Here is a 19,630-nt window from a genome sequence, read left to right on the forward strand (position 1 = left end):
AAGTCGGTCGATACGATGCGGGGGTGACCCTCTCCACGCTCGCCGCGGAAGGCGCCTCCGGCGTCGACTGGTCCGAGGTCCACGCCGTCCGCCTCTTGGGTGTGGCCCTGGCCTTCCTCATCCTGATCTGGGCCATCCGTCGCATGTTCGGCGGCAAGAAGTAGGGGTATCCGGAGCGGCATGCGCATCGGATACTTCCTCTCCTGCGAGGAATACGGCCCGGCCGAACTGCTCGAACAGGCACGCGGCGCCGAACGGGCCGGCTTCTCCGCCCTCTGGATCTCGGATCACTACCACCCGTGGGTCGACGCCCAGGGCAACAGCCCGTTCGTGTGGTCGATGATCGGGGCCCTGAGCCAGGCGACCTCGCTGCCGATCACCACCGCGGTGACCTGCCCGACGGTCCGGATCCATCCGGCGGTGATCGCCCAGGCCGCGGCCACCAGCGCGGTGCTCACCGGCGGGCGGTTCCGGCTCGGGATCGGCACCGGCGAGGCGCTCAACGAGCACATCTTCGGCGATGCGTGGCCGGAGGAGGACGTACGGCTGGAAATGCTCGAAGAATCGGTCGAGGTGATGCGCGGTCTCTGGGAGGGCGGCACCTTCTCGCACCACGGCAAGCACTACACCGTCGAGAACGCGCGGATCTACACGCTGCCCGAGAACCCGGTCGAGATCTACGTGTCCGGCTTCGGGCCCAAGGCGGTCGACGTGGCGGCCCGGATCGGCGACGGCTACGTCAGCACCATGCCCGACGGCGAGCTGGTGTCGCGCTTCCGCGACAACGGCGGAGGTTCGAAGATCGCGCAGGCCGGGTTCAAGGCCGCCTTCGCCGCATCCGCCGAGGAGGGCGCCAAGATCGCGTACGAGAAATGGCCGAACGCCGGCGTGCCCGGTGAGCTCTCCCAGGTGTTGCCCTCGCCCAAGCACTTCGAGCAGGCGTCGCAGCTGGTCACCGAGGAGATGGTGGGTGAGTCGTTCGTGTGCGGCAACGACCCGGCGGCCCACCTCGAAATGATCGACAAGTATCGGCAGGCGGGCTTCGACGAGGTGTACGTGGCCAACACCGGCCCGCACTATCAGGGCCTGTTCGACCTGTACGCCGATCAGATCCTGCCCAAGATCTCGTAGGCGTTTGCCCGTCATGTCCGCGGGGCACAATGGCCGCTCGATGAAGCTACCCGTCTACGGACCCCGCCTCCGCAAGGTCGCCCGCAAGCATTTCGGCTGGCCGTCGCTGCGTCCCGGCCAGTTCAAGCCGATGCGGGCCGTCCTGCGCCGCCGCGACGCGCTGGTCGTGCTGCCCACCGGCGCCGGCAAGTCGGCGATCTATCAGATCCCGGCCGTGCTGCTGCCCGGCCCGACCGTGGTGATCTCGCCGCTGCTCGCCCTCCAGCAGGACCAAATCGCGGCCCTCAACGAGCGGAACGATCCCCAGATCCGGGCCGTACGGGTGAGCTCGGCCGAGACCCCGGCCCAGCAGCGCGAGGCGATCCGGGAGATCCGCGAGGGCCGCGCCGAGTTCCTGTTCATCACCCCCGAGCAGCTCAGCGATCCCGAGCGGATGGCCGAGGTGCGCGCGCTCAAGCCCGGCCTGGTGGCCGTCGACGAGGCGCACTGCATCTCGGCCTGGGGCCACGACTTCCGCCCCGAGTTCCTCGCCCTGGGCGACCTGATCAAGGGGATCGGCCGTCCGCCCGTCCTGGCCCTGACCGCGACCGCCTCACCCCCGGTGCGCGACGACATCATCGAACGCCTGCAGCTGAACAAACCCGAGATCCACGTGTCGGGCCTGGACCGGCGCAACCTGTTCCTCGAGGTCGCCTACTGCCCCGACGAGAGCTACCGCTGGCGCAAGCTGACCGCCCTGCTCGACGCGGCGACCGGCCCCGGCATCATCTATGTCGCGACCCGCCGCTCGGCCGAGGAACTGGCCGCCCGCCTCAGCGAGTCCGGCTACCCGGCCGAGTTCTACCACGGCGGCATGGCCGCGGGCGCCCGCGAACAGAAGCACGAGGACTTCACCGCCGACAAGATCGGCATCATGGTCGCCACGTCGGCGTTCGGCATGGGCATCGACAAGCCGAACATCCGCTGGGTGGCCCACGTGGCCCTGCCCGACTCCCCCGACAGCTACTTCCAGGAGATCGGCCGCGCCGGCCGCGACGGCGACCCGGCCCAGGCCCTGCTGCTGTGGCGTTCCGAGGACGAGGCCATCCAGCGCTTCTTCACCGGCGGCGCCCCCGACGAGGTCGAGCTGCGCGAACTGGCGGCGGCGTTGCGCGCGGGCCCGGCGACCAAGACGGAGCTGAAGCAGAAGACCGGCCTGGGGCCGCGCAAGCTGGGGGCGTACCTGGGCCTGCTCGAACAGGTGGGCGCGGTGGTGACCGGCCGGGGCAGCAAACTGACGGTCCCGGTCTTCGCTCCCCTGCCCGCCGCGGCCGCCACGGCGGCGGTCAAGGAACACGAACGCCAGCAGACGGTCTCGCGCTCCCGGACCGACATGATGCGCGGCTTCGCCGAGACCAGAGCCTGCCGTACGCAGACCTTGCTGGCCTATTTCGGCGAGGCCCAGCCCAAGCCGTGCGGCCATTGCGACAACTGCGTCGAGGGCACAGCCATCGAGATCGAAACCGCCACCGCCGACGAGCCCTTCCCGGTACACGCCAAGGTCCACCACGGCGAGTGGGGCCCCGGCACGGTGATGGGTTACGAGGAGGACCGGATGACGGTCCTGTTCGACGAGGTCGGCTACAAGACGCTGTCGGTCCCGGTCGTCATCGAGAACGAGTTGCTCGCTGCCGGGTGAATCCACTGCGAACCTCCGCGTCAGCGGTTGGCGTATTCCGGCTGCGGTGCGGCGGCAGGCTCGGGGCGTGGCGGGCGGTCCTGTCCCCGGCGTATCCGGACTATGAGGGTGACAACCAGCAGCAGAGCGACGGCCAGCATGACCGTGCTGCCGGTCAGCGCGGTGCCGACCCGGTCCACCAAGGCGGTCCGGGCGGAGGCGCTGTCCGGGACGGCCGCGGCGGCGACCGAGACGAGCACACCGAGGCCGAGCGAGCTACCGACCTGGTGGAACGTGTTCACCAGACCGGACGCGGCGCCCGCGTCGGGGGCGTCGACCCCGGCCAGGCCGGCCGACGTCAGCGGCGCGAAGGCCAGGCCCTGGCCGATGCCGATGAGCACCATGGGCAGCGCGACCGCGACAAGGTAGCCGCTGCCGGCGCCGGCGCGGCTCAGCCACCCCATTCCGGCCAGGGTGAGCGCGACCCCGGCGATCAGGACCGGGGTGGCCCCGAAGCGGCCTACGAGGCGGTTCACCAGCAATGCGACGCCGAAGTTGACCGCGGACATGGGCAGGAAGGCGACACCGGCCTGCAGCGGGGAGAAGCCGAGCACGCCCTGCAGGTATTGGGTGGTGAAGAAGAAAAAGCCCATCATCGCGCCGAGGTACAGCATGCGGACCAGATAGGCGCCGGTGCGCTCGCGGCTGGCGAACAGTCGCAACGGCATGATCGGCTGCTCGGCGCGGGCCTCGTTGACCACCAGAGCGGCGAGCAGCAGGATGCCGATGATGAAGGCGCCGATGGTGGTCGGGGCGGTCCAGCCTGCTTCGGCGGCGTCGACGATGCCGAACACCAGCGCGGTCATGCCCAGTGTCGCGCACAGCGCACCGATCAGGTCGAAGCGGCCGCGGCGGCGTCCGGTCTCCCCGATGACCCGCAGGGCCAGCACGATCATGGCGGCGGCGATGGGCACGTTCAGGAAGAACCCGGCCCGCCAGGACACCAGGTCGGCCAGTACTCCGCCGACGACCAGACCGGCGCTGGCACCGATCCCGGCGACCGCGCTGTAGGCGGCGACGGCCTTGGCCCGCTGATGCCCTTCGGCGAAGCTAGCGGTCAGCAGCGACAGCGACGAGGGCGCGAGGATCGCGGCGCCGATGCCCTGCAGGGCGCGGGCGGCGATCAGCCACCAGGCGGTGGGGGCGACGCCGACCAGGAACGACGCCAGGCCGAACAACACGAGGCCGACGATGAACATGCGGCGCCGGCCGACGATGTCACCCGAACGGGCGCCGAGCAGCAGCAGACCGCCGAAGACCAGGGTGTACGCGTCCTGCACCCACGTGAGCCCGGTGGGCGAGAAGGACATGGCCGCCTCGATGCGCGGCAGACCGGTGAAGATGATCGAGTTGTCCAGGATCACCATGAAGTAGCTCAGGCAGATGATCGCCAGGATCATGGTCGGATGTGCGGGACGTGCGTTCGGCATGACTCCAGACAACCGCGAAAGCCGCAGGCCAGGGAGTATCGGCCTTGCCCGGTACTGGCATCACCCCCTTCACGCACAAGCACCCGCCGGCCGAGCGGAGAGCCCAGGCAGGTTGCAGGCGGATGGTGACCGCCGGAGATGTCCTTCGCAGTGGTGATGTCGTAATGGTTCGTCCTCCAGGAAACCGGTAGGGCGGTCTTTGTGGGAGTCACTGACGATCCAGGTAACGGCAGAACCTCCCAGTGCCACCCGGCTGCGCCGTACCGTCGAGATATGGACAATCGCAGCGAGACCCGCGACTTCCTCACCACCCGGCGCGCCCGCATCACCCCCGAGCAGGCCGGGCTGCCCGCCTACGGCAGCACCCGGCGCGTGCCCGGGCTGCGCCGCGAGGAAGCCGCCATGCTCGCCGGCGTCAGCGTCGACTACTACACCCGCCTCGAACGGGGCAATCTGAGCGGCGTGTCCGAAAGCGTGCTCGAAGCCCTGGCCCGCGCCCTGCACCTCGACGACGCCGAACGCGAACACCTCTACGACCTGGCCCGGCAGGCGAATCGCAGCCCGGCGCGCACCGCGCAGGCGGCCCGGCGCCGCCCGGCCCAGCGCGTGCGCCCGGGTGTGCAGCAGCTGCTCGACGCCATGACCGGCGCCCCGGCCTATGTGCGCAACGGCCGGCTCGACATCCTCGCCTCCAACGCGCTGGGCCGTGCGGTGTTCTCGCCCGTCTTCACCGACGAGGCGCGGACCCCCAACCTGGCCCGCTTCGTCTTCCTCGACCCCGCCTCTCAGGACTTCTACCGCGACTGGGAGCAGCTCGCCGAGGACGTCGTGGCACTGCTGCGCGGCGAGGCCGGGCGTGACCCGTACGACCGCAAACTCACCGATCTCATCGGCGAGCTCACCACTCGCAGCGAGTTCTTCCGCGGTTGGTGGGCCGCGCACAACGTGCGCCTGCACCGCAGCGGCGTCAAGAAGCTGCACCACCCCGTCGTCGGTGACCTCACCCTGACGTACGAGGCCATGGAGCTCACAGCCGACCAGGGCTTGCGCCTCAACGCCTACAGCGCACCGACAGGTTCAGCGGATCACGATGCCCTCGAGCTGCTGGCGAGCTGGAGTGCTACAGCCGCCGTCGAGCGTGCCTGACACGCGGTGACAGGCCACGGCAGCGGTCCCACCGGAGCCGGCCGACCAGGGCACCTCTCGGGCGATCCGGCCGGCCAGGTGCGGCGGATCAGGCTTCGGGGATTGGCCGGCCGAACGACTCCAGGGTGACGGCGGTGGGCTCCGGACCGCCGCGCTTGCCGGTCTCCAGGCCATCGATCGCGTCGAGCTGCTCGGCGGTGAGCTCGAAGTCGAACACGTCGAAGTTCTCGGCGATGCGCTTCGGGTTGGTCGACTTGGGAATGACCTGGCGGCCCTGCTGGAGGTGCCAGCGCAGCATCACCTGGGCCGGGCTCCTGCCGTACGCCCGGGCGATCTCGCCGATCACCGGGTCTTCCAAAGTGCTGCGATGGCCGCTGTCGCGATAGAACGTGATGCCACCGATCGGCGCCCACGCCTGAGTGAGAATGCCGTGCTTCTCGCCGTACGCCTGCACCTCGCGCTGCTGGAAATACGGGTGCACCTCGATCTGGTTGACCGCGGGCACAACCGTGGCCTTCTCGAGCAACGCGGTCAGGTGCTCGACCATGAAGTTGCTGACCCCGATGGCGCGGACCTTGCCGTCGGCCAGCAGCTTCTCCAGCGCCCGGTAGGCGTCGAGCGTCTTCCCGAACTCCGACGGCAGCGCCTGGTGCAGGATCAGCAGATCGATCACGTCGACGCCGAGCTTGCCGGCGCTCTTGTCGAAGCCGTGCAGGGTCTCGTCGTACCCGTAGTCGCTGATCCAGATCTTGGTCTCCAGGAAGACGTCGGCTTCGGCCTCGGCGATTGCCTCGCCCACCTGCCTTTCATTGCCGTACGCGGCGGCGGTGTCGACGTGCCGGTACCCGGTCGACAAGGCCGCCTCGACGGCGGTGACGGTCTCGTCGGGCGGGGTCTGGAAGACGCCGAAGCCCAGCGCGGGCATCTCGACGCCGTTATTGAGGGTGTAGTGCTCCATGACGGTCCTTTCAGCGGCGGCGCGCGGCCGGCTGCAACGAGGGGCTGACCCAGCCGTTGTCGGCGGGGTTGAGGGTGACGCCGGGCGCGACGATCTCGTCGATGCGGTCCAGTACGTCGTCGGTGAGCACGACGTCGGCCGCCTTCAGCTGCGAGTCGAGGTGCTCCATGGTGCGCGGGCCGATGATCGCGCTGGTGATCCCCGGGTGGCGCAGCACGAACGCGATGGCCATCTCGACGAGGCTGACCCCGGCGTCGTCGGCCACCTTGGCCAGCGCGTCGGCGGCCTCCAGCTTGCGCTGGTTCTCGGGCAGCTTCAGGTCGAAACGGTTGGCCAGACGCCGCCGGGCGGCCGACATGGGTCCGTTCTGGTCCTCGCCGAGGCGGTAACGGCCGGACAGCCACCCGCCCGCGAGCGGGCTGTAGGAGAGCACGCCCATGCCGTACTTCTGCGCGAGCGGCAGGATCTCGTTCTCGATGTTGCGGGTCAGGATCGAGTAGGTGGGCTGCTCGGTGACGAACCGCTCGCGGCCCCGGTCGCGGGCGACGTACTGGGCGTCGACCAGCGCGGACGCGGGGAACGTGGAGTGGCCTATGTAGCGGACCTTGCCCGCCCGTACGAGATCGGTCAGCGCGCCCAGCGTCTCGTCGAGGTCGACCGCCGGGTCGTAGCGATGCATCTGGTAGAGGTCGATGTGGTCGGTGCCGAGCCGGCGCAGCGAGTTCTCGACCGACGTCATGATCCAGCGGCGGGAGCCGCCGCGGTGGTTGGGGTCGTCGTCGAAGGGCATGAAGAACTTGGTGGCCAGCACCACGTCGTCGCGGCGGCCCTTGAGCGCCTTGCCGACGATCTCCTCCGACTCGCCCTGCGAATACACGTCGGCGGTGTCGACGAAGTTGATGCCGGCGTCGAGCGCGCGGTGGATGATGCGGATGCTCTCGTCGTGATCCTTGGTGCCCCACTCGCCGAACATCATCGTGCCGAGGCACAGCTCGCTGACATGGACGCCGGTGCGTCCGAGCGGTCGCAGTTGCATGGGTGTTCCTCTCAGGAGTGCTGCTTGGTGGTCGCGGCCAGATCGCCGCTGATCCTGTCTCCCTCACCAGAAACCGGGGGGCGTGCGAACGGCGTGAGCCGCAATGCGATCAAGGCGGCCACGGTGATGACGGCGGCGGCGGCGAACACGGCGCCGTAACCGAGCCTCGTCGCCGCGCCGAGGCCGATCAGCGGACCGGCCGCGATGGCGCCCAGCCGGCGGGTGTTGGTGTACAGACCGGCGGCCAGCCCGGGGCGCGGAATGATCTGCTGGAACAAGGTCAGGCCGACACCGGCGACGGTGGCGAAGAACCAGGCGTTGAGCAGCTGCAGCCCGAGCAGCAACACCGGTCCACGGACGACGGCCATGGCGGCGTAGTAGACGACGCCGGCCGCGCACCCGGACAACAGCAGCACCGGTCCCGATATGCGGCCGGTCAGCTTGCCGATCAGCAACAGGGCCGGGATCTCCAGCGCGGCGGCGACGCCGAGCGCGATGCCCGCCCACGCCACCGCCAGGCCGAGGCGGTCGGTCACGAAAAGGCTCATGACGGACACGGTGGCGCTGTTGGTCGCCTGCAACGCGATGAACACCACGACCACCGCCACGACGCGTCCTCGTGGCATCCGCTCGTCTTCGACCGCCGGGCCGCGGTCGCGGACGACCACGGCCCGGTGCATGGCCGCGGTCGTGGCCACGTTGAGCACCGCCACCGCCGCGATGGCCGCCAGAATCGCCCGCGGGCCGAACCCGGCGATCACCAACGTGGCCAGCGGTGGCCCGGCCACCCAGGCGAACGAGACGAACGCCCGGGTGCGAACCACGTCACCGGGTGCGGCGCCGGTGTGTTTGAGGTGCGCGAACAACAGCGAGCTCCCGACGCCGGCCGGGCCGCCCAGCAGCACCAGGGCGACCACCGCCACGGGCAGCGCAGTGGTCACGGCGAGCACACCGGCCAGGCCGAGCGTCAGGACTCCGCAGGCCAGCATGGGCCGTACGTAATCACCGGCCCGATCGGCGTACGCCGGCACCAGCAGCGAGGCGACGAAGCCACCGGCGTTGTAGATCGCCAGAGCCCAGCCGATCTCGCCCGCGCTCGCGTCGAAGACCGTGGCCAGCAACAACGCCAGGGCCGGGTTGAGGAACGCGAACTGCAGGCCCCAGAACAGAGCCGACGCCGGTATCAGCACGCGCTGTTCACCCGGCGCGAAATCCGTCGAAGCGGCCAGGTCATGCTGGGCCTCGAAGCCGTGATCCGCTCCTGCCGCACGTCGAATCCTCTCGTGAACGGCGCTGTTCCGCCGATTCGTCCGCCGGGCCGCGTACCCGCCACGAACGAAGGTAGGCACGCCGCCGGCCGCCGAGGGAGGTTCTGGTGTTACCTCCCTCGGCCCGTTTCGTTGCCGGCGAGAAAGGTGATGCCGAGCTCTACCGCGATGGGTGCGAGGTGGTGCTGCGAACGACGAGTTTCGGTCGTACGACGAGATCTTTGGGTTTGTGGGTGGGGCGGTCGAGCCGGTCCACGACGGCTTTGAGAGCTTGCTTCGCCATGCGGGGGATGTCCTGACGGACCGAGGTCAGGTCGATGCCGGGGATGCGGCCGAAGCGGGAGTCGTCATAGCCGACGACCGACAACTGCCCGGGCACTTGCAGGCCGGCCCGCAGAGCGATGTCGATGATGCCGATGGCGCACAGGTCGTTGGCGGCGATGACCGCGGTCGGCGGCTGATTCGCGAGAAGACCATGCGCGGCTCGGGCGCCCTCGTCTTCGGTGTAACCGCCGGGGACGACACGCGTGGCCTCGGCCAGGCCGTGGTCCTGCATCGCGGCGCGGTATCCCGACCGGCGTTCCTGGGCCCCGGGATTCTCCCCTCCGTCGACGTACGCGATATCGCGATGCCCCAGGCTCACCAGGTGGTCGACCGCTTGGCGGGTGCCGACCGCGTCGTCGTTGCGGATGACGTCGACCAGTCCGCGGGTGACGCCGCGGCCCACTTCGACGACGGCGACCTCTTCCGCGAGGGGCTCGAGGTCGCGGGCGTGCAGGTCGGGGCCGACGACGATCAGTCCGGCGCAGCGGTAGCGCAGCAGTTCGTCGACCGCCTCGTCCTGGCGGCGGCCGGCGGTGAACGGACCGAGCAGGAGGTCGTAGCCGAGGTGTCCGGCCAAGGGGTAAAGGTGCTCGACGAACTCCACCTCGAACGGCCGGCGTAGGGCGAAGAGCACTCCGAGCGTGCGGCTACGGCTGCGGCGCAGACCCGCGGCGAGCGAGTCCGGGCGATAGCCGAGCTCGGCCGCCGCCTCGAGCACGCGTTGCTTGGTCGCCTCGGATGTGCCCCCGACGCCACGCAGCACGAGCGAGACGGCGGCCCGGGAGATGCCGACCCGCGCCGCAATGTCGGCCATCGTCGGCCGCCTCTCACGCTGCATGACAGATTTACCCACTTCTCTTGACTCTGCGCTGCACCCATCCTTACCTTCCGTTGTAGCACGTGCAAGTAGCACGATCTACTAGCACGATCCATCAGCGGTCGGAGGAGGCGCGAAGTGGTCAGAAGCATCGGAGTTGCCGTGATCGGAGCCGGCATGGCCGGCCGGGCGCACGCCCACGGCTACCGCACGGCCGGCACGGTCTTCTCCCCCGGGCTTCCGCCGGTCCGGCTGGTCTCGGTGGCCGACATCAACCACGACCTCGCCCGCGAGACGGCCCGTCGATACGGCTTCGAGCGTGGCGACAGCAGTTGGGAGGCCGTGGTCAAGGCCGACGACATCGACGTCGTCAGCGTCGTCGTCGCCAACGACCTGCACCGCGAGATCGTCGCCGCGCTCGCCACCGCCGGCAAGCACGTGCTGTGCGAGAAGCCGCTCGCGCCTACCTCGGACGACGCGCGAGCCATGCTCGAAGCAACCGAGGCGGCCGGCATCGTGGCCCGCGTCGGGTTCACCTTCCGGCGTACGCCGGGCATCGGCGCCGTCCGGGAGGAGGTGCGGTCAGGCCGGCTCGGACGGCCGCTGCACATCGGCGCGCAGTACTGGACCGATTACGGCTGCGACCCGCGGGCGCCGATGAGCTGGCGCTATCGCGGCGGGCCGGGGTCCGGCGCCCTGGCCGACCTCGGCAGCCACCTCACCGACGTCGCCGAGTTCCTGCTCGGCCCGGTCGAGGCGGTGATCGGCGCCCAGCTGACCACGGTGATCGGCGAGCGGCCCAAGCCGCTGGGCCACGTCGTCGGACACGGCCACGCCGAGGTCAGCGACGAGCGCGAACCCGTCGGCAATGACGACTGGGCCAGCCTGTCGGTGCGCTTCACGGGCGGCGCCACCGGCGACCTGAGCGTCTCGCGCATCGCCTACGGCCACCCGAACACCCTGCGCTTCGAGGTCTTCTGCGAGCGCGGCGCCGCGGCCTTCGACGTGAGCCAGGCCGGCGAGTTCCACCTCGCGACATCCGAGGCGCCCGGGTTCCGGCGGGTGATCGTCGGCGTCGACCACCCGTACGTCTCCGGGGGTCTGGCCATGGACGCCACCGGGATCGGCACCGGTCACAACGACAGCTTCGTCTACCAGGCCCGTGCGTTCCTCGACGAGGTTGCGGGCCGTGACGAGTTGCCGCGCAACGCCTCGTTCGCCGACGGCCTGCACAACCTGCTCGTCGAGGAGGCCGCCGTCCGCGCCACCGAGAGCAACACACCCACTCCCGTTCACTCGTAGCCCTGGGAAGGAAGACCCATGCGCTCCCGACGAATACTGTTCACCGCTTCGGCCGCCGCGCTGATCCTCGCCGCCACGGCCTGCAGCGGTGGCGGCCGCCGGCAGTCGACCGGCGGCGACGGCCCCGCCTACACCATCGCCATGATCACCCACGAGCAACCCGGAACCGCGCTCTGGGACCGGGTTCGCACCGGCGCCGAACAGGCCGCCAAGCAGCACAACATCACCCTCAAGTACGCCAACGACCCGGACCAGGCCAAGCAGGCCACCCTGGTGCAGAACGCGATCGACAGCAAGGTCGACGGGATCGCCGCCACCCTCGCCTTCCCTGAGGCCGTCGGACCCGCGCTCGCCAAGGCGAGCCAGGCCGGGATTCCCACGGTCGCCCTCAACGCGGGGCTCGACGTCTATCAGAAGTACGGCGCGCTCATGTACTTCGGCTCCGACGAGAACCTGGCCGGTGAGAGCGCAGGCAAGCGCATCGCCGATGCCGGCAGCGGCAAGGCGCTGTGCGTCGTGCACGCCGAAGGCGTCATCAGCCTCGAGGCCCGCTGCGCCGGTGTGAAAAAGTCCTTCCCCACCACCGAGAACGTGCAGGTGAACGGCGCCGATCTCGCCTCGGTCACCTCGACGCTGCAAGCCAAGCTGGCCGAGGACAAGGACATCACCCACATCGTCACCCTCGACGCGGGCGTCGCCACCGGCGTGATGAAGGCCAAGGAGCAGGCCGGCAGCACCGCGAAGATCGTCACCTTCGACCTGAACAACGAGGTCGTGCAGGCGATCAAGAACAAGACCATCGAGTTCTGCGTCGACCAGCAGCCCTATCTGCAGGGCTACGAAGCGGTCGACACGCTCTGGCTGCAACTGACCAACGGCAACGACCTCGGCGGCGGCCAGGCCGTCCTCACCGGCCCCTCCTTCGTCGACAGCTCCAACATCGACAAGATCGCCATCTTCGCCGAGAAGAACACCCGATGACCGTCCGGACGAATCTGCGCCTGGGCACGGCACCTGACTCCTGGGGCGTCTGGTTCCCCGACGACCCCCACCAGGTGCCCTGGCCGACCTTCCTCGACGAAGCAGCCGCCGCAGGCTACACCGCCGTCGAGCTCGGCCCCTTCGGCTACCTGCCGACCGATCCCGCACGCCTGCGCGACGAACTCGACCGGCGCGGCCTGACGCTCAGCGGCGCCACCGCCGGAACCCACCTGCACCGCGGATCCCTCGACGACGCCCTGGCCGAATGCGGGCCGGTGGCACAACTGTTGCACGCCATGGGCGTACAGCATCTGGTTGTTCTGCCGGCCATGCACACCGACCTGCACAGCGGCGCGTCGCTCGAACCCTCCTCCCTCACGGCCGGAGAGTGGACGACGCTGGGAGAACGACACTCGCGGCTCGGCCGGATCCTGCACGAAGAGTACGGCGTCACGCAGCAGTTCCATCCGCACGCCGACACCCACGTCGACACCGGCGAACGCGTCGAGCGGTTCCTGGAAGTCAGCGGCGACGTATCGCTGTGCCTGGACACCGGCCACATCGCCTACACCGGCGGCGACAACCGCGCCCTGATCGCCGCGCACCCCGACCGCATCGGCTACGTCCACCTCAAGTCGGTCGACCCCACCGTCGCCGCCAAGGGCTTGCCGTTCGCCGCAGCAGTCCGGCAGGGCGCGATGATCGAGCCACCCGGCGGTGAACCGGACATGCCACCCCTGCTCGCCGACCTCGAGGCCCTCGGCCGCCCGCTGTGGGCCATCGTCGAACACGACATGTACCCCGCACCGTCGGACGTCCCGTTGCCCATCGCGACACGCACGTGCCGCTACTACCGAGACCACGGAGTACGGTGACCGCCGCCGCGGAGGCTCTGCGCGGCCGGGTGCCCCGCACAACTCGTCCGGCTCTGGGCCCGGGTGAAGGTCAAGAATCTTGGGGTGACACGATCGGCCCGCCGGGTGCTGGGCATTCTGCTTTCCGCAACACTTCTCGCCGGCGCCGATGTGGCCTGTGACCGGGCCCTGGCGCCGGACGCGTTGATCCGGGTCGACCAGGTGGGCTATGCCCCGGGCGAAACGAAGATCGCGTATCTGCTCTCGCCGCGGGACGCTTCCGAGGTCCGGGTGACGGTGCTCAACGCGTACGGGAAACCGGTCTTGAATGTGCAGGCCGGGACGAACCGGGGACCGTGGAACGCGGGATTCCCGGACGTGCGGCCGATCGATCTGAGCGGGCTGAAGCAGCAGGGCGTCTACCGCGTGCGGGTTGAGGGTTCCGTACGGGCGGAATCGCCACCGTTCCTCGTCGAGCCGGCCGCCGAGCTTTTCGGTCCGGCGGCCCGCGACGCGCTCTCGTATTTCCAGAACCACCGCGACGGCGCCGACCAGGTGCCGAGCCAGTGGCAACGCAAACCGGCCCACCTCGCCGACCGCGCGGCCACGGTGTACGAGCGCCCGTCGTTCGACGCCGCCGGCCGCCTGACCGCCGATCTGTCGCCTGTGGACGGACCGGTCGACGTCGAGGGCGGCTGGTACGACGCCGGTGACTTCCTCAAGTTCACGCACACCACCGCGTACGCACTGAGCGCGATGTTGCTCGCCCGCCGCGACGGCCTGATCTCGGACGGTCTGGCCGCCGAGACCGCGCACGGCCTGACCTGGCTCGACAAGATGTGGGACGCGGACAAGCAGGTGCTCTACACGCAGGTCGGCATCGGCAGCGGAAGCACCGACGGCGGGTTCCTCGGCGACCACGACACCTGGCGGCTGCCCGAGACCGACGACCAGCTCGACGTGCGGCCGGGCGACAAGCGCTACTTCCAGCGGTACCGGCCCGTGTTCCGCGCCGCCGGACCGGGCGAGCCGATCAGCCCGAACCTGGCCGGGCGGGTCGCGGCCGCCTTCGCCCTGGCCGCGCAGGTCGAGGCGCGGGAACAGCCGGACCGGGCCCGGGCCCACCTCGACGCGGCGGCGGGCGTGTTCGACCTGGCCCGTACGGAGAATGTGGGTGAGCTCGTCACCGCCGAGCCGCGCAGTTTCTACCCCGAGGACCGGTGGACCGACGACCTGGCCTTCGGCGCGACCGAACTGGCTCTGGCCGGGCGGGCGCTGGGAGACCCCCGTACGCGGGAATGGACCGCGACCGCCTCCGAATGGGCGCGGAGGAACGCGGGCCGGGGCGGGAACGATGCTCTCAGCGTCTATGACGTCAGCGCGCTGGCCGACGCGGAAGCGATCCGGCTGCTCGGCGGCGGCCGCGAACTCCTGCCGGACATGCGCCGACGGCTCGACGCCGGGATGCGGACGGCGGCCGGCAACCCGATGGGCGCCGCGGCCGGCAACGGCGGTTACGACTACGCGGCCCGTCAGCTCGGCTACGCGGCCACCGCCGAACTGTACGAACACGTTTCCGGCGACGAGCGGTACGCCGCCTTCGCGACCGCCCAGCGCGGCGTCGTGCTGGGCGTCAACGGCTGGGGCACGTCGATGGTCGTGGGCGCCGGAACCACCTATCCCCGCTGCCCGCACGACCAGATCGCCACGTTGACCAGGACCGCCGAGTCCGGGCTGAGCATGACCGGCGCCGTGGTCAACGGCCCCAACCGGGCCGACCGGGTGCACGAACTGCAGGCCACCAGCGGACCGGCGACGTGCCGGAACGACCGGTTCGCCGCCTTCGACCGCGACGACGTGCACTTCGCCGACGACAGCCGGATCTCGGCCAACACGGAGCCGTCGATCGATTTCAGCGCCACCGGGCTGCTGGCCTTCGCGCTCATGGCCCGCCAGCACTGACGGGGCGCCGGGAGGGTGGTGGCGTGGGAGCATCGGGCGATGGTGGACGCGGTCGTGGTGGGGGCGGGGATCGGCGGGCTGGCGGCGGCTCTGGCTCTGCAACGGCGGGGCTGGAAGGTCACCGTGGTCGAGCAGGCGACGGCGCTCGAGAATGTGGGGGCGGGGCTGGCCGTTGCTCCCAACGGGCTCAGGGCGCTCGACGCGCTCGGGGTCGGTGGGCCCGTGCGTGCGCTGTCGGCCCTTCAGGGGACCGCGGGTATTCAGAAACCGGGCGGCGGGTGGATCTCGCGGACCGACGCGGCCGAGGCGGAGCGGCGGTTCGGGGAGCCGACGATCGTGGTGCATCGGGCCGCTCTTGTCAGTGTGCTGGCCGACGCGCTGCGGCCGGGGACGGTGCGGCTCGGGGTGGCGGCCACCGACGTCTCGGCGGGCGGCACGGTGGTCACGGCGGGCGGGACCCTGACGGGTGAGGTGGTGGTCGCGGCGGATGGACTGCGTTCCCCCGTACGGGGAAAGCTCTTCCCGGATGCCCCGGCGCCCGTCTATGCGGGGGTGACCAGCTGGCGTTTTGTGGTTCCGCGGCCGCCGGGTGAGCTGGTGCTGTCCGAGACGTGGGGTGACGCCAAGGTGTTCGGTGTCGTGGCGCTGGGGGACGGGCGTGTCTACTGCTACGCCACCGCGCCCGCGCCGGCCCAGCAGCGCGCCGCCGATGAGAAGGCCGAGCTGATGCGGCTGTTCGGGGAGTGGCACGCGCCGCTGCCGGCGTTGATCGCCTCGGCCGAAGCTGTCATCCGCACCGACATCCGGTGTCTCGATCCGACGCCGACGACGTTCCACAAGGGACGGGTTGCTCTGCTCGGCGACGCCGCCCACGCGATGACACCGAATCTGGGGCAGGGCGCGTGTCAGGCGCTGGAGGACGCCGTGGTGCTGGCCGCGTACGCCGGTGACCTGAATCGTTACTCCGCGGAACGGGTGCCGCGCACGACGGCCGTGGCCGCCGCCTCGCGCCGCATCGGGCGGATGGCGGGGCTGGGCGGGGCGGCCTCGACCGTACGGGATGCCGGCATGTCTCTGGCCGGGAAGCTCGGGCCCAACCTGGTGCTGCGCCAGATGGACCCGATCTTCACTTGGCGGCCGCCGAGCTAGTCGCTCAGTGCCTTGGCCAGGTCGTCGCGGAAGGCGCGCTCGGTCTCGGTGACGGTCTCGCCGCCGAGGCCCAGCACCCCGCCGGTGGAGGCGGCGCCGACGACGCTCTCGGCGATCTCGACGAGCCAGTGCTTGTACGTCTCGGCGTCGGCCTGCTCGGCCTTGACGGTCAGCAGCGCGTTGGCCTCGGTGGCCCGGCCGAGCACGTCCTGGGCGTACGCGATGGGGTCGCTCGGCTCGATGACCGGCGGCTCCTCACCGAGGTCGGGGTCGCCCACCCGCGACACGATGGCCCCGGCCACCGCGGCCACCAGGGGGCTGGCCGAGACCCGCGCGTCCGAGATGACGTCGAGGCCGGCCGCCGTCTCGGCCCGGGTCTTGCGCGCGCTGTCGGGGGTGGCGGCACTGGCCGCGGTGAGGACCGACTGGGGCAGGCCGACGAGCAGCCCCCACTCGGAGTCGGTGAAACCCAGCGCTGAGTACAGCGGTTCGTCGCTCACGGTGAATCCTCACGGTCGGTGAAACTCCTCGGGCCTCCTTATACCCCACCGGTCCGCTGATCGATCGCACTCCGCAGGTCGGGAAGCAGCGCGGCGAGATCCGGGTCGGGCGTTCCGGTCCACGGTCCGTCCAGGTCGGGGCGGTGGCGGGTGACGTGCACCATGTACGCGACCAGCTGATCGCGGGCGTTCTGGGCCTCGGTGACGGGCTCGCCGACGGCCTGCCGCGCCTGCCAGCAGAGAGTGATCCGTTCCCGCAGCCAGAGCGGCGCCGTCCCGGCCCGCCGGCTCGCCGTCGCGGTGTCGGCCCCGGCCAGCACGGCGATGCGGGCGGCCAGCCGGCTCTCGCCGTGCTCGGCGGCCATGCGCTCGAACCGGGTCCACTCCCGGCCCATCGAGCCGAGGCGTTCGCCCCAGCTCTCGAGCAGCATCATGCGCAGCGCGCGGGCCGACTCGCGCAGCTGGAGGGTCGCCGTCACGGGGCTGGTCGCCTCGAAGGCGGCGTTCGCCGCGGCCCGGGCCTGGTCGCGCCACATCCCGATGCGCGCGGCGACCACGGCCGGGTGGAAGCGCACGTCGGCGATCCAGGCGGCGAACGCGACGACCAGTTCGTCACCCGGGTCGGACCCACGACCCCCGTACGCCTTGTCGATGCCGTGGAACCAGCGCGGGTCGGTGCGGATCGTCACGGCGAGGGCTTCGGGACCGGCGGCCATGGCCGTACGGATCTCGCCGGCCGTCCACGACAGCCAGGACAGGTCGAGGCTCTGCGCCCGCCCGGAACCGGTCCACCAGTCGACGAGCTCGAGTTGCCCGCGGCGCACCGCGTCGTCGGCGGCCGGATCGTCGTACACGGGAAGCAGGTCTATGTCGGACATCGGCCAGGGCTCACCCCGCCCCAGGCTGCCACCGACCAGGAAACCGCGCACGCCGGGCACCTGGCCGAGCACGGTGACCGCTTCCTGCAACCGTTCTTCGATCAGCTGCCGCCAATGCGCACTGTGCACCGAAGCAGTCTAAAAGGTCAGATGTTCGGGGGACGTCCCCGCCCATTCCGGACCGGTAAGGTTCCGGCGTTGTCGATCTTCGAAGGGACGTCATGAGGGTCTGGCAAGGGCGGGCCGGTGTGGTCGTGGCGGCGGTGGCGGCCGCTGTCGCCGGGACGGGGATCGTCGGTCTGCTGGACGGGGTGTCGGTGGGGCCGGCCGGTGGGCCGATCGCGGCGCCCGGCACGGCGAATGCGGCCACCCCCGAGCCTGATCCGGTCGTCGTCGAGCCGGGCCCGACGATCACTTCCACCGCTCCGCGGCCCCGGGTCACCTCGGCCCCGGCCACCTTCACGTCGCAGCCGAACATCGCTACCACCTCGGCCGCGCCCACGGCGCCGGCCGCACCGGTCGGCCTGAAGGTCAAGGGCCAGCCCGCCGGCGCCGCACTCGTCGAGTGGTCGGCGCCGGACATCGGCGACGCCGCGGAGGCGACGCCGGCCCGCGAGGTCACCGGATACAAGGTCACGGTCAACCCCGTCGGCATCACCCAGACCGTGCCCGCCGACGCGCGATCGGTGACCCTGACCGGCCTCGACGCCGACAGCAACTACGCGATCGCCGTCCAGGCCGTGGGCCGGACCGGCGAAGGCGCCCCGACCTCCCTGCCCCTGACCCGCACCGGCCTGCCGATCACCGTCACCCCCGCCACGGCCCCCTTCGGCACACCGGTCACGTTGAGCGGCCGGGTGCTGCGCAACACCGCCTGGGCCACCGCGGGTTCGGAGGTGCTGCTGGAGAGCCGCGCCCTGGGCGAGACGACCTGGACCCCGGTCGGCACGGTCAAGACGGATGCGGCCGGCACGTGGCGGCTCGTCACGCGCCCGGCGAGCACCACGGCCTACCGGGTGAGCTACCCCGGTGCGTACGGGATGTGGCCGGCTCTCTCGGCGAAGACCCCCACGGCGACCGTGCGCTATCTGGTGGCGGTCCGCGCGACCACGGTCAAGTCGAAGGTCACGGTCAGCGGCGCCGTGCGACCTGTCCGGGCCGGAACGCGGGTGAGCCTGCAACGCCTCACGGGCGGCAAGTGGGTCACCATCTCGGGGGCGGACACGGCGGCCGACGGCTCGTACGCCATCCCCCGTACGTTCGCCAAGGGTGTGTGGCCGTTGCGGGTCGTCGCGACCGGCGGTACCACCCTGGCCTTCGGAACGAGCGGGCAGGTCACCGTCACCACCAAATAGCCCTCGGCTGCCCCCACCCGAGCGCCGTGTGCCCGCCCAGGGTTCAGTCCGGCTCGAATGAGCTGACCCCGTCGGGATATCCGGCCAGCACCCACCCGTCCACCTCGCGGACGGTGATCTCGTTCAGGAGCGGCCCCGGATCCGGCGTCACCATCATCTCGACCGCTCCGCCCCCGGGCGAACAGATCTCCAGCAGGCTCGGCGACCCTGGCGTGGCCGGCTTTGTTCCACATCGGACGCCACTGCTCTTCCCGGTGGCCCAGACCTCGAGCCCAGCGCCGCCCGGACTCCGGAAGGTCAGGGTGTAGCTGTAACGCCCCGCCCACACCTTGCTGAGCTCATACCCCGGCACGTCCGCCACATAGAGCGGAACCCCCACCGCTTCGAACTTCTGCGCCCGCCACCGCTGCTGCAGTCCCCACGTCAGCAGCCCCGCCGCCACAACGACAAGGGCGATCCCGGCCGCACCGCGCCGCCGCCCCACGAGCAGATGAATCCCGAACGCGACGGCCCCGAACAACAGCGCCGCCTCGAACCGGTTGCGTTCCAGCCCGAGCACGAGCGGCCCGATCACCAGGGGCAGAACCAGAAGCGGAACCAGCACGTGGGTCCGCGCCCATTGCCGCTTGCGCCCCACCACCGCAATGACAAGAGCGGCCCCGATGCCCGCGAACATCGCCCCCGCGAGCCCCTTGACCGGATCGAGGTCGGCATAGTCCCGAACCTGATATTCATCGAGCCCGGCCAGCACAAGCCCCACCGCCACCGCGGTGACGGCCCCGCTGAACAGTCCACCCCGCATCCGCCGATAGTGACACCGCG

At 70.6% G+C, this 19,630-nt stretch carries 18 protein-coding genes; 10 read left to right on the top strand and 8 right to left on the bottom strand.

Annotated elements, in window-relative coordinates; genetic code table 11:
* Window positions 1–23 precede the first annotated feature (23 nt).
* Genes JIG36_RS43315 through JIG36_RS43325 form a run of 3 tightly spaced genes read left to right on the top strand, consistent with a single transcriptional unit; the run spans window position 24 to window position 2,809 of the window.
* The gene (locus JIG36_RS43315; RefSeq protein WP_203382706.1) at window positions 24–164 is read left to right on the top strand and encodes a hypothetical protein; all 141 of its coding nucleotides are present in this window, start codon (window positions 24–26) and stop codon (window positions 162–164) included.
* A 16-nt stretch (window positions 165–180) separates the two neighbouring features.
* Entirely contained in the window at window positions 181–1,131 is a 951-nt protein-coding gene (locus JIG36_RS43320) for a TIGR03557 family F420-dependent LLM class oxidoreductase (protein WP_203382707.1), read from the top strand.
* A gap of 40 nt (window positions 1,132–1,171) precedes the next feature.
* On the top strand, window positions 1,172–2,809 hold the full coding sequence (locus JIG36_RS43325; RefSeq protein WP_203382708.1) for a RecQ family ATP-dependent DNA helicase: 1,638 nt from the start codon (window positions 1,172–1,174) through the stop codon (window positions 2,807–2,809).
* A gap of 20 nt (window positions 2,810–2,829) precedes the next feature.
* Here JIG36_RS43325 and JIG36_RS43330 read toward each other — a convergent pair whose 3' ends face one another.
* On the bottom strand, window positions 2,830–4,278 hold the full coding sequence (locus JIG36_RS43330; RefSeq protein WP_203382709.1) for an MFS transporter: 1,449 nt from the start codon (window positions 4,276–4,278) through the stop codon (window positions 2,830–2,832).
* Between the two features lie 273 nt (window positions 4,279–4,551).
* Between JIG36_RS43330 and JIG36_RS43335 the strand changes: the two genes are divergently transcribed.
* Complete coding sequence (locus JIG36_RS43335; protein WP_203382710.1) at window positions 4,552–5,424, top strand: helix-turn-helix transcriptional regulator; 873 nt, start codon at window positions 4,552–4,554, stop codon at window positions 5,422–5,424.
* 88 nt (window positions 5,425–5,512) lie between these two features.
* On the opposite strand, the gene JIG36_RS43340 is transcribed toward JIG36_RS43335, so the two are convergent.
* The 4 genes from JIG36_RS43340 to JIG36_RS43355 form a co-directional block, all read right to left on the bottom strand.
* Window positions 5,513–6,382: an aldo/keto reductase gene (locus JIG36_RS43340; protein WP_203382711.1), complete on the bottom strand. Its 870-nt coding sequence runs from the start codon at window positions 6,380–6,382 to the stop codon at window positions 5,513–5,515.
* Between the two features lie 10 nt (window positions 6,383–6,392).
* Window positions 6,393–7,418 (bottom strand): aldo/keto reductase, encoded by a 1,026-nt coding sequence (locus JIG36_RS43345; protein ID WP_203382712.1) that lies wholly within the window; start codon window positions 7,416–7,418, stop codon window positions 6,393–6,395.
* An 11-nt stretch (window positions 7,419–7,429) separates the two neighbouring features.
* Entirely contained in the window at window positions 7,430–8,608 is a 1,179-nt protein-coding gene (locus JIG36_RS43350; protein WP_203382713.1) for an MFS transporter, read from the bottom strand.
* 238 nt (window positions 8,609–8,846) lie between these two features.
* On the bottom strand, window positions 8,847–9,824 hold the full coding sequence (locus JIG36_RS43355) for a LacI family DNA-binding transcriptional regulator (protein ID WP_203382714.1): 978 nt from the start codon (window positions 9,822–9,824) through the stop codon (window positions 8,847–8,849).
* A 141-nt stretch (window positions 9,825–9,965) separates the two neighbouring features.
* Here JIG36_RS43355 and JIG36_RS43360 point away from each other — a divergent pair, with 141 nt between their 5' ends.
* The 5 genes from JIG36_RS43360 to JIG36_RS43380 all read left to right on the top strand — a co-directional run bounded on the left by JIG36_RS43360 (window position 9,966) and on the right by JIG36_RS43380 (window position 16,075).
* Window positions 9,966–11,129 (top strand): Gfo/Idh/MocA family protein, encoded by a 1,164-nt coding sequence (locus JIG36_RS43360; protein ID WP_307873147.1) that lies wholly within the window; start codon window positions 9,966–9,968, stop codon window positions 11,127–11,129.
* An 18-nt stretch (window positions 11,130–11,147) separates the two neighbouring features.
* Window positions 11,148–12,110 carry a substrate-binding domain-containing protein gene (locus JIG36_RS43365; protein ID WP_203382715.1) on the top strand — a complete coding sequence of 321 codons (963 nt, stop codon included), beginning with the start codon at window positions 11,148–11,150 and terminating at the stop codon, window positions 12,108–12,110.
* A complete protein-coding gene (locus JIG36_RS43370; RefSeq protein WP_203382716.1) occupies window positions 12,107–12,985 on the top strand; it encodes a TIM barrel protein in 879 nt (292 codons plus the stop codon). The genes JIG36_RS43365 and JIG36_RS43370 overlap by 4 nt, the downstream gene beginning before the upstream one ends.
* Window positions 12,986–13,069: 84 nt before the next feature.
* On the top strand, window positions 13,070–14,926 hold the full coding sequence (locus JIG36_RS43375) for a glycoside hydrolase family 9 protein (protein WP_203382717.1): 1,857 nt from the start codon (window positions 13,070–13,072) through the stop codon (window positions 14,924–14,926).
* 39 nt (window positions 14,927–14,965) lie between these two features.
* Window positions 14,966–16,075, top strand: a complete 1,110-nt coding sequence (locus JIG36_RS43380) for an FAD-dependent oxidoreductase (protein ID WP_203382718.1) — start codon at window positions 14,966–14,968, stop codon at window positions 16,073–16,075.
* On the opposite strand, the gene JIG36_RS43385 is transcribed toward JIG36_RS43380, so the two are convergent.
* Window positions 16,072–16,575 carry a hypothetical protein gene (locus JIG36_RS43385; protein WP_203382719.1) on the bottom strand — a complete coding sequence of 168 codons (504 nt, stop codon included), beginning with the start codon at window positions 16,573–16,575 and terminating at the stop codon, window positions 16,072–16,074. The two genes, JIG36_RS43380 and JIG36_RS43385, sit on opposite strands and share 4 nt — an antisense overlap.
* A gap of 38 nt (window positions 16,576–16,613) precedes the next feature.
* The gene (locus tag JIG36_RS43390; protein WP_203382720.1) at window positions 16,614–17,582 is read right to left on the bottom strand and encodes a nucleotidyltransferase domain-containing protein; all 969 of its coding nucleotides are present in this window, start codon (window positions 17,580–17,582) and stop codon (window positions 16,614–16,616) included.
* Between the two features lie 92 nt (window positions 17,583–17,674).
* Here JIG36_RS43390 and JIG36_RS43395 point away from each other — a divergent pair, with 92 nt between their 5' ends.
* On the top strand, window positions 17,675–18,808 hold the full coding sequence (locus tag JIG36_RS43395) for a fibronectin type III domain-containing protein (RefSeq protein ID WP_203382721.1): 1,134 nt from the start codon (window positions 17,675–17,677) through the stop codon (window positions 18,806–18,808).
* Between the two features lie 43 nt (window positions 18,809–18,851).
* Here the strand turns inward: JIG36_RS43395 and JIG36_RS43400 are convergent, their stop codons facing one another.
* Complete coding sequence (locus JIG36_RS43400) at window positions 18,852–19,610, bottom strand: hypothetical protein (RefSeq protein WP_203382722.1); 759 nt, start codon at window positions 19,608–19,610, stop codon at window positions 18,852–18,854.
* Between the last annotated feature and the right edge of the window lie 20 nt (window positions 19,611–19,630).

The organism is Paractinoplanes ovalisporus (genome assembly GCF_016834655.1).
Taxonomy (GTDB): Bacteria; Actinomycetota; Actinomycetes; order Mycobacteriales; family Micromonosporaceae; genus Actinoplanes; species Actinoplanes ovalisporus.

Bases quoted from the DNA above. Each gene is read 5' to 3' on its own strand.
- JIG36_RS43330 (WP_203382709.1), bottom strand. From the start codon at position 4,278: ATGCCGAACGCACGTCCCGCACATCCGACCATGATCCTGGCGATCATC.
- JIG36_RS43380 (WP_203382718.1), top strand. From the start codon at position 14,966: ATGGTGGACGCGGTCGTGGTGGGGGCGGGGATCGGCGGGCTGGCGGCG.
- JIG36_RS43335 (WP_203382710.1), top strand. From the start codon at position 4,552: ATGGACAATCGCAGCGAGACCCGCGACTTCCTCACCACCCGGCGCGCC.
- JIG36_RS43320 (WP_203382707.1), top strand. From the start codon at position 181: ATGCGCATCGGATACTTCCTCTCCTGCGAGGAATACGGCCCGGCCGAA.
- JIG36_RS43370 (WP_203382716.1), top strand. From the start codon at position 12,107: ATGACCGTCCGGACGAATCTGCGCCTGGGCACGGCACCTGACTCCTGG.
- JIG36_RS43395 (WP_203382721.1), top strand. From the start codon at position 17,675: ATGAGGGTCTGGCAAGGGCGGGCCGGTGTGGTCGTGGCGGCGGTGGCG.
- JIG36_RS43365 (WP_203382715.1), top strand. From the start codon at position 11,148: ATGCGCTCCCGACGAATACTGTTCACCGCTTCGGCCGCCGCGCTGATC.
- JIG36_RS43400 (WP_203382722.1), bottom strand. From the start codon at position 19,610: ATGCGGGGTGGACTGTTCAGCGGGGCCGTCACCGCGGTGGCGGTGGGG.
- JIG36_RS43340 (WP_203382711.1), bottom strand. From the start codon at position 6,382: ATGGAGCACTACACCCTCAATAACGGCGTCGAGATGCCCGCGCTGGGC.
- JIG36_RS43345 (WP_203382712.1), bottom strand. From the start codon at position 7,418: ATGCAACTGCGACCGCTCGGACGCACCGGCGTCCATGTCAGCGAGCTG.
- JIG36_RS43325 (WP_203382708.1), top strand. From the start codon at position 1,172: ATGAAGCTACCCGTCTACGGACCCCGCCTCCGCAAGGTCGCCCGCAAG.
- JIG36_RS43355 (WP_203382714.1), bottom strand. From the start codon at position 9,824: ATGGCCGACATTGCGGCGCGGGTCGGCATCTCCCGGGCCGCCGTCTCG.